Below are 15,404 nucleotides of genomic sequence, written 5' to 3' on the forward strand. Positions count from 1 at the left end.
GAAAGGGGCCGGTTGTACGGGCGGGTGCGTACGCCGGGATGCGCCGTCATCCCGGAGAATCGTGCGGTGGTGCGGTGGTGCGGTGGCGCGGTGTGCTGCCGTGCCCGTCCGGTGCCGGCCGGCGGTGGGGCCGCCGGCCCGGCACCGGGGCCGTTCAGTTGCCGAACGCTGCGTCGAAGGAGGCCGACGGCGGCTCGAAGTCGTACGCCCTGAGGCGGGTCAGTGCCTCCGGCGCGCCCTGGAGCCGGTCCATGCCCGCGTCCTCCCACTCGACGGAGACCGGTCCTTGATAGTCGATGGACCGCAGCATCCGGAAGACGTCCTCCCACGGCACGTCACCGTGTCCGGCCGAAACGAAGTCCCAGCCGCGCCGCGGGTCGCCCCACGGCAGGTGGGACCCGAGGCGGCCGTTGCGGCCGTCGAGGCGGGTGCGGGCCTCCTTGCAGTCGACGTGGTAGATCCGCTCGCGGAAGTCCCACAGGAAGCCGACCGGGTCGAGGTCCTGCCAGACGAAGTGCGAGGGGTCGAAGTTGAGGCCGAAGGCCGGCCGGCGGTCGACCGCGTCCAGGGCGCGTACGGTCGTCCAGTAGTCGTAGGCGATCTCGCTGGGGTGGACCTCGTGCGCGAACCGCACGCCCTCGGCGTCGAAGACGTCGAGGATCGGATTCCAGCGCTCGGCGAAGTCCTCGTAGCCGCGCTCGATCATCCACTCGGGCGCGGGCGGGAACATGGCGACCAGGTGCCAGATCGCGGAGCCGGTGAAGCCGATGACGGTGTCGACGCCAAGGGCCGCGGCGGCGCGCGCGGTGTCCTTCATCCGGGCCGCCGCCCGCTGCCGCACCCCCTCGGGGTCGCCGTCGCCCCAGATGCCGGGCGGCAGGATCGCCTGGTGGCGTTCGTCGATGATGGCGTCGCAGACGGCCTGGCCGACGAGGTGGTTGGAGATCGCCCAGCACTTCAGGCCGTACTTGTCGAGCAGCTGGTGGCGGGAGGCGACGTACGACGGGTCGGCGAGCGCCTTGTCGACCTCGAAGTGGTCGCCCCAGCAGGCGAGTTCGAGGCCGTCGTAGCCGAAGTCACGGGCGAGGCGGCAGACCTCCTCCAGCGGGAGGTCGGCCCACTGACCGGTGAAGAGCGTGAACCTGCGCGGCATACGGCTGTCTCCTCCTCAGGCGGCGATCGGCGTGTAGACGGAGTTCTTCTCGGCGCTCTCCTCGACCGCCGCGAGGACGCGCTGCACCTGGAGCCCGTCGGCGAAGGAGGGCTCGGGGCGGCGGCCCTCGGCGACCGCGTGGACCAGGTCGCGGGCCTGGTGGACGAAGGTGTGCTCGTAGCCGAGGCCGTGCCCCGGCGGCCACCAGGCGTCCAGGTAGGGGTGTTCGGGTTCGGTGACGAGGATGCGGCGGAAGCCGGCGTGCTCACCGGGTTCGGTGGCGTCGTGGAACCACAGCTCGTTCAGCCGCTCCAGGTCGAAGGCGAGCGAGCCGTGTTCGCCATTGAGTTCGAGGCGCAGGGCGTTCTTGCGGCCCGTGGCGTACCGGGTGGCCTCGAAGGAGGCGAGGGCGCCGGAGGCGAAGCGGCCGGTGAACAGGGCGGCGTCGTCGACGGTGACGGTCCCGGTGCCGCCCGAGGAGACGGCGGTGAGGCCCGAGGTGGGTCCGCCGGGCAGCGGGCGCTGCCGTACGAACGTCTCGGTGAGCGCGGAGACCCCGGCCAGCGGCTCCCCCGCCAGGTACTGGGCGAGGTCGACGATGTGCGCGCCGAGGTCGCCGAGCGAGCCGGAGCCGGCCAGTTCCTTGCGCAGCCGCCAGGTGAGCGGGAACTCGGGGTCGACCAGCCAGTCCTGGAGGTACGACACCCGCACGTGCCGCAGGGTGCCGAGGCGGCCCTCGGCGACCATCCGCCGGGCGAGCGCGGTGGCGGGGACGCGGCGGTAGTTGAACCCGACCATCGCCAACTGCCCGCGCCGGTAGGCGCTTTCGGCGGCCTCGGCCATCGCCTCGGCCTCCTCGACGGTGTTCGCGAGGGGCTTCTCGCACAGGACGTGCTTGCCGGCGGCGAGGGCGGCGAGCGCGATCTCTGCGTGGCTGTCGCCGGGGGTGCAGATGTCGACGAGGTCGACGTCGTCCCGGGCGATCAGCGCGCGCCAGTCGGTCTCGGCGGCGGCCCAGCCGTGCCGGTCGGCCGCCGCGCGTACCGCGTCCGCGTCCCGTCCGCAGATCGCGGCCAGGACCGGGCGCCGGGGCAGGTCGAAGACGCGGCCCGCGGTGCGCCAGCCCTGGGAGTGGGCGGCGCCCATGAAGGCGTAGCCGACCATGCCGATGCGCAGCGGGGGCCGGTCCGTTCCCGATTCCGCCGCCGGGGACCGCTCGGGTGCCGGGGACTGCTCGGGTGCCGTGGAGTGCTCGGTCGCCGTGGAGTGCTCGGTCGCCGCGGACCGCTCCGGTGCCACGGGCCGCTCCGGTGCCGCGGACCGCTCCGGTGCCACGGGCCGCTCCCGTGCTGCGGACTGCTCCGGCTCTTCCATGCAGATGTCCTCCTCGTCAGTGGGCCGCCGGGGCGGCCCGGGCCGTGCGCGGTGGGGGGTGCGGCAGGACGCCTCACTCGAAGCCGGTGGGCATGTACTGGTCGACGTTGGTCTTGTCGACCACGGCCGAGTAGAGGGTGATGGACGCCGGGATCTCGAACTCGGCGAGACCGCCGACGCCCTTGCCCTGGCCGAGGGCGCGGGCGAGGTCGATCGCGGACGCGGCCATGGTGGGCGGGTAGAGGACCGTCGCCTTGAGGACGCCGTCGTCCTGCTTGATGGCCTGGAAGGCGGAGAGCGCACCGGCTCCGCCGACCATCAGGAAGTCGTCGCGTCCGGCCTGTTCGATGGCGCGCAGCGCGCCCACGCCCTGGTCGTCGTCGTGGTTCCACAGGGCGTCGAACTCAGGCTGCGCCTGGAGCAGTTGCGCCATCTTGGCCTGCCCGGACTCGACGGTGAACTCGGCGGCCTGGCGGGCCACCTTCTTGATGTTGGGGTAGTTCTTGAGGGCGTCGTCGAAGCCCTGGGTGCGCTGCTTGGTCAGCTCCAGGTTGTCGAGGCCGGCGAGTTCGATGACGCGGGCGGTGGGCTTGTCCTTGAGCTTTTCGCCGATGTAGTGACCGGCGTTGAGGCCCATGCCGTAGTTGTCGCCGCCGATCCAGCAGCGGTACGCCTGCGGGGTGTTGAAGATGCGGTCGAGGTTCACGACGGGGATGCCGGCGCGCATCGCCTTCAGGCCGACCTGGGTGAGGGCCTTGCCGTCGGCGGGCAGGACGACCAGCACGTCGACCTTCTTGTTGATCAGGGTCTCGATCTGGCCGATCTGCTGGGCCGTGTCGTTGGAGCCCTCGGTGATCTCCAGGGTGACGTCCTGGTACTTCTCGGCGCGGCTCTTGGCGTTCTCGTTGATCGCGTTGAGCCAGCCGTGGTCGGCCTGGGGCCCGGCGAAACCGATGGTGACCTGCTTGCCCGGCTTGTCGTCGGCGGCGGGCTGGTCGTCGGCGGCGGGCTTGTCGTCGTCCTTCTCGTTACTCGTGCAACCTGCGAGGAGGGCACCCGCGGAGACGGCGGCGGTCCCGAAGAGCAGTCCTCTGCGACTGGGGAGGTGCGACATGGTGGTGAACCCTTTCCTCAGGTCGTGCTTGCGGTACGGCGCTGGACCAGCACGGCGGCGACGATGATCGCGCCCTTGGCGATCTGCTGGACGTCGCTCTGCAGGTTGTTCAGGGCGAAGATGTTGGTGATCGTGGTGAAGATCAGGACGCCGAGCACGGAGCCCGTGATGGTGCCGCGACCGCCGCTGAGCAGGGTTCCGCCGATGATCGCGGCGGCGATGGCGTCGAGCTCGTAGAGGTTGCCGTTGGTGTTCTGGCCGGAGCCGGACAGGATGATCAGCAGGAAGGCGGCGATGCCGCAGCACAGCCCGGACAGCAGATAGAGGTAGAGGCGCTGGCGGCGGACGTCGATGCCGGCGAGCCGGGCGGCCTCCGCGTTGCCGCCGACGGCGACGGTGCGGCGGCCGAAGGTGGTGCGGTTCAGCACCAGCCAGCCGATGACCGTGACGGCGGCGAAGACGAGGACGAGCGGCGGTATGCCGAAGACGTACGCGTCGCGTTCGCCGAGGTCGAGGATGCCGTCGACGGTGACGATCTGCGTCTTGCCGTCGGTGATCTGGAGCGCCAGTCCGCGCGCGGAGGCCAGCATGGCGAGCGTGGCGATGAACGGGACCATGCCGCCGTAGGCGATCAGTAGTCCGTTGACCAGTCCGCAGCCGACGCCGACCAGGACCGCGGTGAACAGGATGCCGCCGAAGCCGTACTCCTGGGTGGCGACCGTCGTCGCCCAGACCGAGGCGAGGGCGACGATCGCGCCGACGGACAGGTCGATGCCGCCGGAGGTGATCACGAAGGTCATGCCGACGGTGACGACACCGATCACCGAGGCCTGGGTGAGGACGAGCTGGAGGTTGCGGGTGTCCAGGAACTCGTCGGGCTTGGTGATGCCGCCGATGACGACGAGCGCGGCCAGCACGCCCAGCAGGGAGAGGGTGCGCACGTCGGCGCGGAACACCAGGGTGCGCCAGGCGGGGCGGGGGGCGGCCGGCGGCGCCTTGTCGGGGGCGCCCCGCGGCGGGGAGACGGGCTGCGTCATGACGCCGGGCTTCCTTCCATCACGAGGTCGAGTACGCGGTGTTCGTCGAGTTCGCCGGCGGGCGCGGTGTGGACGACGCGGCCCTCGCGCAGCACCAGCACGCGGTCGGCGAGGCCCAGCACCTCGGGCACCTCGCTGGAGACGAGGAGCACGGCGAGACCTTCGTCCGCCAGCCGGCGGACCACCGCGTACAGCTCGGCGCGGGCGCCGACGTCGACACCCCGGGTGGGTTCGTCGAGCAGCAGCACCTTGCAGCCGCGCAGCAGCCAGCGCGCCAGGACGGCCTTCTGCTGGTTGCCGCCGGAGAGGGTGCGCACGGGCACCGACGGGTTGTCCGGCCGCAGCGACAGCTCACGGGTCGCCGCCCGGGCCGCGCCCAGTTCGGCGCCGCGGTCGATCCAGCCGCCGCGGGAGAAGCGGGACAGGGTGGAGACGGAGACGTTGCGGGTGACGGACTCCAGCATGAGCAGGGCCTGCGCCTTGCGTTCCTCGGGGGCGAGGCCGAGGCCGGCGCGGACGGCGGCCCGGACGCTGCCGGTCTTCAACGGCCGTCCGCCGACGAGGACCTGACCCGCCGTCGGCTTGCGCGCGCCGTAGACCGTCTCCAGGATCTCCGACCGTCCCGATCCGACCAGCCCGGCCAGCCCGACGATCTCCCCCGCGTGCACCGTGAGATCCAGTGGCGCGAACTCGCCGTCCCGCGCGAGCCCTCGCACCTCCAGCACGGGCCGCCGTGCCCCGGGTGCCGGAGCGGCCGGCCGCGCCGGGAACACGTACTCCACGTTCCGGCCGGTCATCAGGGCCACGACGTCCCGCGTCGGCGTCGTCTTCGCGGGCAGCCCGCCCGCCACCGCCCGCCCGTCCTTCAGCACGGTCACCCGGTCGCCGATCCGGCGGATCTCCTCCAGCCGGTGCGAGATGTAGACGACCGCGACGCCGTCGGCGGTGAGGTCGCCGACGATCCGGAACAGGTTGTCGACCTCGTCGGGGTCGAGCGCGGCGGACGGCTCGTCCATCACGATCAGCCGTACGTCGTGGGAGAGCGCCCGCGCCATGGACACGATCTGCTGCTGCGCCGCCGACAACTCCCCGACCAGGCGCGCCGGATCGATCTCCGGGTGCCCGAGACGCTTGAGCAGCGCGGCTGTCGACGCCCGGGCGGCGCCGCGCCGTACGACGAATCCGGCGGCCGTGGGTTCGTGGCCGAGATGGACGTTCTCGGCCACCGACAGGTGTTCCACCAGGTCGAGTTCCTGGTAGATGGTCGCGATACCGAGGCGCATGGCGGCGATCGGGGAGCGCAGCGTGACCGGCTCGCCGCGCCAGCGGATGGTGCCGCCGTCCGGCTGGTGGGCACCGGCGAGGACCTTGATGAGGGTGGACTTCCCGGCCCCGTTCTGGCCGAGCAGGCAGTGCACTTCACCGGCCTGGACGTCGAGGTCGACCCCGTCCAGGGCCCGGACTCCGGGGAACGACTTGGTGATGCCGGACATGCTGAGCAGCGGTGGTTCTGGTGCCATGTGGGTTCCCCTCGGCGGGCGTGGGTGCGGGCCGGTTCAGGGCGAGGGTGGAGCGGGGCAGGACAGGGCAGGGCTGAGCAGGGCAGGGCAGTGCGCTGAGCTGGTGTGCCGAACTGACGAGGTCGTACTCGGGACGTACGGTCGTGCGGTCGTACGGGGACGTACGAGGGTGTGCTTTACGCGGGTGAGAACAGGTGGTCGCTGATGAGGCGGGCCGCGCCGATGACACCGGCGGTGGGGCCCAACTCCCCCAGCACGATGGGCAGGTTGCCGGTCGCCAGCGGCAGCGACTGGCGGTAGACCTGGGTGCGGATCGCGGCGAGCAGGGTGTGGCCGAGGCCGGTCACCCCGCCGCCGATCACCACCAGGCCGGGGTTGAAGAAGCTGACCAGGCCGGCGATGACCTGGCCGGTGCGGGTGCCGCCCTCGCGGATCAGGTCGAGCGAGACGGCGTCGCCCGCGGCGGCAGCGGCGGCGACGTCTACGGCGGTGAGGGTGCCGTTCGCCTCCAGGCGGGCGGCGAGTTCGGCGGACTGCCCCTGCTGGGCGGCCTCCAGGGCGTCCCGGGCGAGGGCGGCGCCGCTGAAGTGGGCCTCCAGGCAGCCGCGGTTGCCGCAGGCGCACGGGCGGCCGTCGGATACGGCCTGGATGTGGCCGATGTCGCCGGCGCTGCCCGTGGTGCCGCGGTGGACCGCCCCGCCGACGACGATCCCGCAGCCGATACCGGTGCCGATCTTGACGCAGAGGAAGTCGCCGACGGAGCGGGCGACGCCCGCGTGCTGCTCCCCCATGGCCATCAGGTTCACGTCGTTGTCGACCATGACGGGGCAGCCGAGTTCCTGGCTGAGGGCCTCCCGGACGGGGAAGCCGTCCCAGCCCGGCATGATCGGGGGCGCCACGGGGATGCCCTCGGGGAAGCGGACCGGGCCGGGGACGCCGATGCCGGCGCCGTCGAAACCCTCGGCGAGCCCCGAGGCCTTCAACTTGCCTGCCATGACGAGGACTTGCTCGAAGACGGCGACCGGTCCCTCGCGGACCTCCATGGGCTGGGTGATGTGACCCAGGATCTCGAGTTCCGCGTTGGTGACGGCGACGTCGATGGAGGTGGCGCCGATGTCGACGCCGAGGAACCGCAGTTCGGGGGCGAGCCGGATGTTGTGGGAGCGCCGGCCGCCGCGCGAGGCGGCGAGTCCGTCGGCCACGACCAGGCCCGTCTCCAGCAGCCGGTCGACCTCCACGGCCAGTTTGGACCGCGACAGGTCGATCTGGTCGCCCAGCTGGGCCCGGGAGTTGGGCCCGCCGTCGCGCAACAGCTTCAGCAGTCTGGCCTGATGGGCGTTCGCGGGTCGCGCGGTCATACGTCTCACGTGCCCCTCCCGCCTCGTTCCGGCCCTCGCGGTTGCCGTTGCCTCTGGCTTTCGAGGGGAACGTAGCAGCGGCTACCGGAGGTGGGAAGAAGTCGCGCAGGAATTGCCCATGACTTTTTCCACTCACAGGACAAAGGCGGGGGGTGCGCCGGTCACGGCTGGTGCGGGGCGCGACCCGAAGGCCCTGGCGCCGCCGGGCGTTGACCCCGAGGATGAGGGCACGATCCGGGCCGGGCCGCGGACCGGGCATGGGGAGGGGAAACGTCTGTGATCTTGGTGACGGGTGCCACGGGGAACGTCGGCTCCGAGCTGGTCCACGCGCTCGCGGAGGCCGGGGAGCCGGTGCGGGCGCTGAGCCGGTCGGGCCGGACGGACGGGTTACCGGCCGGAGTCGAGGCCGTGGCGGGCGATCTGGACCGCCCGGAGACGGTGCGCGACGCGCTGAAGGGCGTCCGAGCGATGTTCCTGATGCCGGGCTACGGCGGGCAGCGGCGGATCCTCGCCGACGCGCGGGACGCCGGGGTGGAGCGGGTGGTGATGCTGTCCGGCGGATCGGCGGGGACCGGGGACCGGACCAACGCCGTCTCGGCCTACCTGATCGACGCCGAGGACTCGGTACGCGAGTCGGGGCTGGCCTGGACCTTCCTGCGGCCCACCAGCTTCATGTCGAACGCGCTGCGCCTGGTGGACCAGATCCGCGCGGGCGACACCGTACGGGTGCCGTTCCCGGACGTGTACACCACCGACATCGACCCCTACGACATCGCGCAGTGCGCCCTGCACGCCCTGCTCTCCGACGCGCACTCCGGCCGTGCCCTCGAACTGACCGGTCCGCAGGCGCTGTTGCCCGCCGACCGGGTGCGCGTCCTCGGCGAGGTACTGGGCCGGGATCTGCGCGCCGTGGGGCTCGGTCCCGAGGAGGCGCGTGCCGAGCTGGAGGCGGCGATGCCCAAGCCGTTCGCGGACGCGATCGTCAGCTTCTTCGTCGACGGCACCCTGGACGAGTCCGTGGTGCGGCCGACGGTGCGGGAGGTGACGGGACGGGAGCCGCGCACCTTCGACCAGTGGGCGCGGACGCACGCGGACGCCTTCCGGTGATCCGAGCCGGCGTTCGACAGCGCGCGCTACCCGCTCCGGTGCGGCTACGGCGTCGCGGGCGGCGTCACGGACACCGGACGACCTGTCCGGCGTACGACAGATTGCCGCCGAAGCCGAACAGCAGCACCGGGTCGCCGCTCGTCACCGCGCCCCGCTCCACCAGCTTGGAGAACGCGAGCGGGATGCTGGCGGCCGACGTGTTGCCGGATTCCGTGACATCGCGCGCGACGACCGCGTTGACGGCGCCGAGCCGTTCGGCGAGGGGTTCGATGATGCGCAGGTTGGCCTGGTGCAGCACGACCGCGGCCAGGTCCTCGGGGGCGAGCCCGGCGCGTTCGCAGGCCGCGCGGGCGAGCGGGGGCAGCTGGGTCGTCGCCCAGCGGTAGACGCTCTGGCCCTCCTGCGCGAACCGCGCGGGCGTGCCCTCGATGCGCACGGCGTGCCCCATCTCGGGCACCGATCCCCACAGCACCGGCCCGATACCGGGCTCCTCGCCGGGCGCGCAGGCCTCCACGACGGCGGCCCCCGCCCCGTCGCCGACGAGCACGCAGGTGGTGCGGTCGGTCCAGTCGGTGACGTCGGACATCTTGTCGGCGCCGATGACCAGGGCCCGCCGCGCCGCCCCGGCGCGCACGGTGTGGTCGGCGGTCGCCAGGGCGTGGGTGAAGCCGGCGCACACCACGTTGACGTCCATGGCGGCGGGCTGGGGGATGCCGAGGCGGGCGGCGACCCGGGCGGCCATGTTCGGGGAGCGGTCGACGGCCGTCGACGTGGCGACGAGCACCAGGTCGATGTCGCCGGGGGTGAGTCCCGCCCCCGCGAGCGCCTTGGCGGCGGCATGCGCGGCCAGCTCGTCCACCGGCTCGTCGGGGCCGGCGATGTGGCGTGTACGGATGCCGACCCGCGACGTGATCCACTCGTCACTGGTGTCGACCATGCCCGCCAGGTCCTCGTTGGTGAGGACCCTCGCGGGCTGGTAGTGGCCGACGGCGGTGATGCGCGAGCCGTTCATGGATGGGGTTCCCCCTCGTGCCTCGGTAGCGGGGTTCACCAGTCTGATCAGTGACTGACGGGTAGCACGGCAGGTGATGCCACAGGAAACAGCCGCCCGGATTGTCGGCTTCGGTCAGACCGCGGGGAGCCGCGCGTACCGCGGAGCGAGCCGCGACCTGGCCCGGCACGTGCAGGACAATGAGTTCGTGCGGGTCGCTTCGGCTGCCGGCACCTACCGAACCGGGACGGACGGGACTGATCGGGACATGGGACGAGTCACGGAACGACGCAAGGTGATCCGCATCCGCGACGGGGCGGTCTCGTCCCGCCCCGACACGCTCGTCGCGGAGGAGCCGCTGGAGATCCGGCTGAACGGCAAGCCGCTCGCGATCACCATGCGCACCCCGGGCGACGACTTCGCGCTGGCCGCCGGCTTCCTGGTGAGCGAGGGCGTCCTGGCGACCGCGGACGACCTGCGCAACATCGTCTACTGCGCGGGGGCGACGGCGGACGGCTCCAACACCTACAACGTCGTCGACGTGCAGACCGCCCCGGGTGTGACCCTCCCCGACATCACCCTCGAGCGCAACGTCTACACCACCTCCTCCTGCGGCCTGTGCGGCAAGGCCAGCCTCGACGCGGTGCGCACGACCGCCCGCTTCCCGATCGCCGACGAGCCCCCGCTGCGCCTCGACCCGGAGCTGCTGGCGGACCTCCCCGACCGGCTGCGCGCGGCCCAGCGGGTGTTCGACCGCACCGGCGGGCTGCACGCGGCGGCCCTCTTCGACGAGGACGGCGAGCTGCTGGACGTACGCGAGGACGTGGGCCGGCACAACGCGGTGGACAAGCTGGTCGGCCGCGCCCTGCAGAGCGGCGGCCTGCCGCTGTCCCGCGCGATCCTCCTCGTCTCCGGCCGGGCCTCCTTCGAGCTGGCGCAGAAGGCGGTGATGGCGGGCATCCCGGTGCTGGCGGCGGTGTCGGCGCCGTCCTCCCTCGCCGTCGACCTGGCCGCGGAGACGGGACTGACGCTGGTGGGCTTCCTGCGCGGCAGCTCCATGAACGTGTACGCCGGCGAACACCGGCTCGTCCTGCGGACCGCGGCCACCCAGGGCTGACCGGCGCACCACGAGCTACGCGGGCGCACTGCGGCCCGCCGTCCACCGTGAGTTCACCTTGACGCAAGCCGGGCGTACGCGCGAGGCGATCGAGACGAGAGGCGATCTCGGCACGGGCGGCGCCGGGCTCTGACGGCACGTCAGCAGACCCGTACACCCGACTCGGTGACCACACCACGCCGGTGGGTGTCGAAGACGGCGACCGCCGCCCAGGGGTCCCTACGTTGGGCGGGGGATGTCCCTGTCTCCGGCCCCGATGAAGGGCAGACCCACTGTGCCGTCAGGTCTCCTCGCCCGTACGAGATCCGCCCTCACCACGATCGCCGTCCTCGCGGCCACAGTGGCCTTTCCGGGCCCCGCACACGCCCAATCCGCCGCCCGCGCGGCGACGTTCGAGCAGCAGGTGCTCTTCAAGGCCTCGCAGGACCCCGGTTACGCCTGCTTCCGCATTCCCGCCATCGTGCGGACCACCGCGGGCACGCTGCTCGCGTTCGCCGAGGGTCGTGTGCTGAACTGCGGGGACGCGGCCGACATCGACATCGTCGTCAAGCGCTCCACGGACGGCGGTCGCACCTGGGGCCCGCTCCAGGTGGTCACCGTGGGCGCCGGTGACACGCACGGCAACCCGGTGCCGGTGGTGGACCGGGGGACGGGCCGGATCCTGCTGGCCCAGACGCACAACACGGGCCGTACGGACGCCGCGGGCTGCCGGGTGCCCTGCGACCGCACCCCGCATCTGCAGTACAGCGACGACGACGGCCGCACCTGGTCCGCGCCGCGCGATCTGAGCGCGGAGATCCTGCCCCCAAACTGGAACTCCTGGTACGCCACCGGGCCCGTGCACGGCATCCAGCTCGCTCACGGCCCCCGCGCGGGACGGCTGGTGTTCGGGATCAACGCCGAGACGTGGGACGGCAGCCGGGTCACCGGGAACCACGCCGCGCTGATCGTCAGCGACGACGGCGGCGACCACTGGCGGATCGGCGCGACGGACTCCTGGCCGGTCGCGGAGGACGGCGTCTTCCGGCAGAAGCCCTCCGAGCCGACCCTGGCCGAACTCCCCGACGGCGCGATCCTGGTCGGCGGCCGGGAACAGGAGGGCACCGACCTCGGCCACCGCACCCAGGCCGTGAGCAGCGACGGCGGCGACACCTTCGACGCGCCCTTCGAGGACCTGCCGGATCTGTACACCCCGCAGGTGCAGGGCGCGGTCCTCCCGCTCGGCTCGCGCCTGCTGCTGTCCGCGCCGGCCGATCCCGACCGCCGCCGGACGATGATGATCCGCTCCTCCCACGACGGCGGTCGCACCTGGGACAGCGTGGACCGGGGCACGGTCGTCACCCGCGACTGGGCGGGCTACTCCGACATGACCGAGATCGCCCCGGACACCGTCGGCCTGCTGTACGAGGCCGGTGCCGTCGACGCCCGCGACGAGATCCGCTTCGCCCGCTTCACCGAGGACTGGCTCGTCCCGCCCCGCGGCCCCGACCCGACCACCCGCGATCTCAGTCCGTACGGCGACCAGGCGGCCGTCCTCGGCGGCGCCGCGCCCGTCAGCGACGGCGCCTCGGGCGGCGCGCTGGCCCTCGACGGCACCGACGACGCCGTACGGCTGCCCCGCCGTGACCAACTGGAGCTGGACACCCGAGACTTCACGGTGTCCCTGTGGTTCCGCTCCACCGCGGGCGACGGCGAACAGCCGCTGCTCTCGATCGGCGGCATCGGCGGCTCCCAGCCGCAGATCCGGCTGTGGACGGAGCCCGCGCACGACCGGCTGCGCGGGCTGATCACCGTACGGGAGGGGGCCAGGGCCGTCCGCACGGCCGAGGTGAGCGCGGCCGGTGCCCTCGACGACGGCCGCTGGCACCGCGTGGTGCTGCGGCGCGGCGGCGGGCGGCTCACCCTGACCGTCGACGGCGCGGCGGTGGCCGCCACGGCGGACGTGTCCGGCTCGCTCAGCCGCAACTCGCCGTTCGGGGTGCACATCGGACAGCGCATGGACTCCCGGGCGTTCTTCACCGGCGCGATCGACGACGTCCGGGTGTGGAACCGGGCACTGGCCGACACCGAGCTGGACGACGCGCCCCTCCCGGGCACGGTGCTGTGGCTGCCCATGGACCGGGTGGACCACAGCCGCTAACGTCCCGGAGCGTGCCCGAGGACGGACGCGACCGACGAGACGTACGACAGTCACAAGGGTTACGAGAGTCAGAAGGGTTACGAGCGTTACGGGAGACACGCGCGACGAGAGAGGTCCCGGAGGCGCGGCGCCGGGCCTGGGCCGGTGTCGGGCTGCTGCTGGTCGTGGCGCTCACGGCCGTGCTCCTGGGCGGTGGGCGGGACACCGGTGACCGTGGGCAGGCCGCGGCCCGCTGCGCACCGCACACCGTCGCCGGCTGGTCCGCCGCCGACCGTCTCACCGCCGAGTTCGCCCGCTACGGCGACGACCCCGCCCGCACCGACGACTGGACCGGCGGCGACGGCACCCACTCCCTGCGTCTCCCCGACGGCCGTCTCCTCTGGCTCTTCTCCGACACCTACCTCGGCCCGGTGCACGCCCCGCCCAACCCGGCCGGCGAGTCCCACCCGTGGCGTGACGCCACCGCCCCGCTCGTGCGCAACTCCGCGGTGGTGATGACGGCGGGCGGCCGGCTGACCGCCACCCTCCCCGCCCCGCTCTTCCCCGACCCCGCGCCCCAGCAGTGGCGCTGGCCCGTCGCCGCCCGGGTGGAGCCGCGCTCGCCCGGCGCCGCCGAGCGGGTGGTGCGGGTGGTGCTGTGGACCCGCGCGGCGGGCCAGGCGCCGTGGATCTACGGTGTGCCGCTGGCCACCGAGGTCGCCACGCTGTCGCTGCCGGATCTGCGCGTCGAGGGCATCGTCCGGGTGCGGGACGAGCGCGCGGTCGCCGACCCCTCGCGGCGGGTGCTGTTCGGGACGACGCTGGTCACGGAGGACGGCTGGAGCTATGTCTTCGGCGGCGACGACGGGCAGGCCGCCGCCCGGCCGGTCTCCTCGGCCTTCGTCGCCCGGGTGCCGGAGGGCTCGCTCGCCGATCCGGCCGCCTGGGAGTACTGGACGGGCTCCGGGTGGGCAGCCGGCGCGCGACCCGCGGCGGTGCTCGGGGACGAGTGGCGCACGGGGGTGGGCAGCGCGTTCTCGGTGGTGCGGCGGGGCGGCACGTATGTGCTGTTCACCATGGCCGCGGGCACCCGCGGGCTGACCGATGTGACGTCGTACTGGGCCTGCTCCCCCACCGGGCCGTGGCACGGCCCGGCCCGCGTCCTCACCGCGCCGCTGCCGCCGGGCGAGGTCGCCGCGTACAACCCGCAGGCGCACCCGGAGCTGGGCGGCGACGGGCTGAGCGGCGGTGACGGCCGGCTGGTGCTCAGCTACGACGTCAACTGGCTGCGGACGACGGACGCCTCCGCGCAGCTCAGCGGGAACGCGACCCTGTACCGGCCGCGCTTCGTGACGCTGCGGCTGCGGCCGGATCGCTGACCTGCCCGGATTTCGCCTCGGGGTCGTGGGACCGGCGCTTGGCGATGACGGCGCACACCATGAGCTGCATCTGGTGGAAGAGCATCAGCGGCAGCACGGCCAGCGCGGCGTGCGCGCCGAACAGGACGCCGGCCATGGGCAGTCCGGCGGCGAGGGACTTCTTGGACCCGGCGAACTGGATGGTGATCCGGTCGGCCCGGCCGAAGCCGAGCGCCCTGGCGCCGTACCAGGTCAGCGCGAGCATGACGGCCAGCAGTACGGCCTCCACGGCGAGCAGCCCGGCGAGCCGGGCGGGGCTGACCTGGTGCCATATGCCCTGGACGACGCCCTGGCTGAACGCGGTGTAGACGACGAGGAGGATGGAGCCGCGGTCGACGTAGCCGAGGATCTTCTTGTGGCGGGTGACGAATCCCCCGATCCAGCGGCGCAGCACCTGTCCGGCGAGGAACGGCACGAGCAGCTGGAGCACGATCTTCAGCAGCGAGTCCGCGGAGAACCCGCCGGCGGTGCCGCCGAGCAGGGACGCGGCCAGCAGCGGGGTGATGACGATGCCCGCGAGGGAGGAGAAGGAGCCGGCGCAGATCGCGGCGGGCACGTTGCCGCGGGCGATCGAGGTGAAGGCGATGGAGGACTGGATCGTCGACGGGACGAGGGTGAGGAAGAGCAGGCCCTGCCACAGGGGGTGGGTGAGCACCACCGGCACCAGGCCGCGGGCGGCCAGGCCGAGCAGCGGGAAGACGACGAAGGTGCAGGCGAGGACGGTGACGTGGAGCCGCCAGTGCCGCAGTCCGTCGAGCGCCTCCCGGGTGGACAGGCGGGCGCCGTAGAGGAAGAACAGCAGGGCGATGGCGGCGGTGGAGGCGCCGGAGACCGCGTCGGCGGCCGTGCCGCGGGCCGGCAGCAGCGCGGCGAGGCCCACCGTCCCGAGCAGCAGCAGGATGTACGGGTCGATCGGCAGCCGGCTCGGCCGTCGCAGGCGTTTCACGGTGCTCCACACGGTTCGCGGACAAGGGGTCTGAGGGTCGGGTGCCCTGCTCGGCCGGGGGTCGAGCACAGCTCTCGCACGGAGGCTCGGCAGTCCCTTCTCTCATCGTGCGCCTCCGCCCGCCGATCGGGAATCCGGCATACCACTCTG

12 protein-coding genes are annotated in these 15,404 nt (G+C 72.9%); 4 read left to right on the forward strand and 8 right to left on the reverse strand.

Annotation, left to right across the window (positions count from 1 at the left end; translation table 11 throughout):
- Positions 1 to 154: 154 nt before the first annotated feature.
- The 6 genes from ACIG0D_RS06500 to ACIG0D_RS06525 form a co-directional block, all read right to left on the reverse strand.
- The gene (locus ACIG0D_RS06500; RefSeq protein WP_399796676.1) at positions 155 to 1,153 is read right to left on the reverse strand and encodes a sugar phosphate isomerase/epimerase family protein; all 999 of its coding nucleotides are present in this window, start codon (positions 1,151 to 1,153) and stop codon (positions 155 to 157) included.
- 15 nt (positions 1,154 to 1,168) lie between these two features.
- The gene (locus ACIG0D_RS06505; protein WP_399797075.1) at positions 1,169 to 2,317 is read right to left on the reverse strand and encodes a Gfo/Idh/MocA family protein; all 1,149 of its coding nucleotides are present in this window, start codon (positions 2,315 to 2,317) and stop codon (positions 1,169 to 1,171) included.
- 283 nt (positions 2,318 to 2,600) lie between these two features.
- Entirely contained in the window at positions 2,601 to 3,641 is a 1,041-nt protein-coding gene (locus tag ACIG0D_RS06510; RefSeq protein ID WP_399796677.1) for a substrate-binding domain-containing protein, read from the reverse strand.
- A gap of 17 nt (positions 3,642 to 3,658) precedes the next feature.
- Positions 3,659 to 4,678: an ABC transporter permease gene (locus ACIG0D_RS06515; RefSeq protein ID WP_399796678.1), complete on the reverse strand. Its 1,020-nt coding sequence runs from the start codon at positions 4,676 to 4,678 to the stop codon at positions 3,659 to 3,661.
- The gene (locus ACIG0D_RS06520) at positions 4,675 to 6,198 is read right to left on the reverse strand and encodes a sugar ABC transporter ATP-binding protein (protein ID WP_399796680.1); all 1,524 of its coding nucleotides are present in this window, start codon (positions 6,196 to 6,198) and stop codon (positions 4,675 to 4,677) included. The genes ACIG0D_RS06515 and ACIG0D_RS06520 overlap by 4 nt, the downstream gene beginning before the upstream one ends.
- Positions 6,199 to 6,374: 176 nt before the next feature.
- Entirely contained in the window at positions 6,375 to 7,556 is a 1,182-nt protein-coding gene (locus ACIG0D_RS06525) for an ROK family protein (protein WP_399796681.1), read from the reverse strand.
- A 276-nt stretch (positions 7,557 to 7,832) separates the two neighbouring features.
- On the opposite strand from ACIG0D_RS06525, the gene ACIG0D_RS06530 reads away from it, so the two are divergent.
- Positions 7,833 to 8,663 carry an NAD(P)H-binding protein gene (locus tag ACIG0D_RS06530; protein WP_399796683.1) on the forward strand — a complete coding sequence of 277 codons (831 nt, stop codon included), beginning with the start codon at positions 7,833 to 7,835 and terminating at the stop codon, positions 8,661 to 8,663.
- A gap of 64 nt (positions 8,664 to 8,727) precedes the next feature.
- Here the strand turns inward: ACIG0D_RS06530 and ACIG0D_RS06535 are convergent, their stop codons facing one another.
- Complete coding sequence (locus tag ACIG0D_RS06535) at positions 8,728 to 9,675, reverse strand: beta-ketoacyl-ACP synthase III (RefSeq protein WP_365765679.1); 948 nt, start codon at positions 9,673 to 9,675, stop codon at positions 8,728 to 8,730.
- A 247-nt stretch (positions 9,676 to 9,922) separates the two neighbouring features.
- On the opposite strand from ACIG0D_RS06535, the gene fdhD reads away from it, so the two are divergent.
- The 3 genes from fdhD (at position 9,923) to ACIG0D_RS06550 (ending at position 14,269) form a co-directional block, all read left to right on the forward strand.
- Entirely contained in the window at positions 9,923 to 10,771 is an 849-nt protein-coding gene (fdhD, locus tag ACIG0D_RS06540) for a formate dehydrogenase accessory sulfurtransferase FdhD (protein WP_399796685.1), read from the forward strand.
- 274 nt (positions 10,772 to 11,045) lie between these two features.
- Positions 11,046 to 12,911, forward strand: a complete 1,866-nt coding sequence (locus ACIG0D_RS06545; protein ID WP_399796686.1) for an exo-alpha-sialidase — start codon at positions 11,046 to 11,048, stop codon at positions 12,909 to 12,911.
- Between the two features lie 155 nt (positions 12,912 to 13,066).
- Positions 13,067 to 14,269, forward strand: coding sequence for a DUF4185 domain-containing protein (locus tag ACIG0D_RS06550; protein WP_399797076.1), 1,203 nt, complete (start codon positions 13,067 to 13,069; stop codon positions 14,267 to 14,269).
- Here the strand turns inward: ACIG0D_RS06550 and ACIG0D_RS06555 are convergent.
- Complete coding sequence (locus ACIG0D_RS06555; RefSeq protein ID WP_399796688.1) at positions 14,205 to 15,254, reverse strand: bile acid:sodium symporter family protein; 1,050 nt, start codon at positions 15,252 to 15,254, stop codon at positions 14,205 to 14,207. The genes ACIG0D_RS06550 and ACIG0D_RS06555 overlap by 65 nt on opposite strands.
- Positions 15,255 to 15,404: the final 150 nt, after the last annotated feature.

Source organism: Streptomyces sp. NPDC052773 (genome assembly GCF_044547145.1).
Taxonomy (GTDB): domain Bacteria; phylum Actinomycetota; class Actinomycetes; order Streptomycetales; family Streptomycetaceae; genus Streptomyces.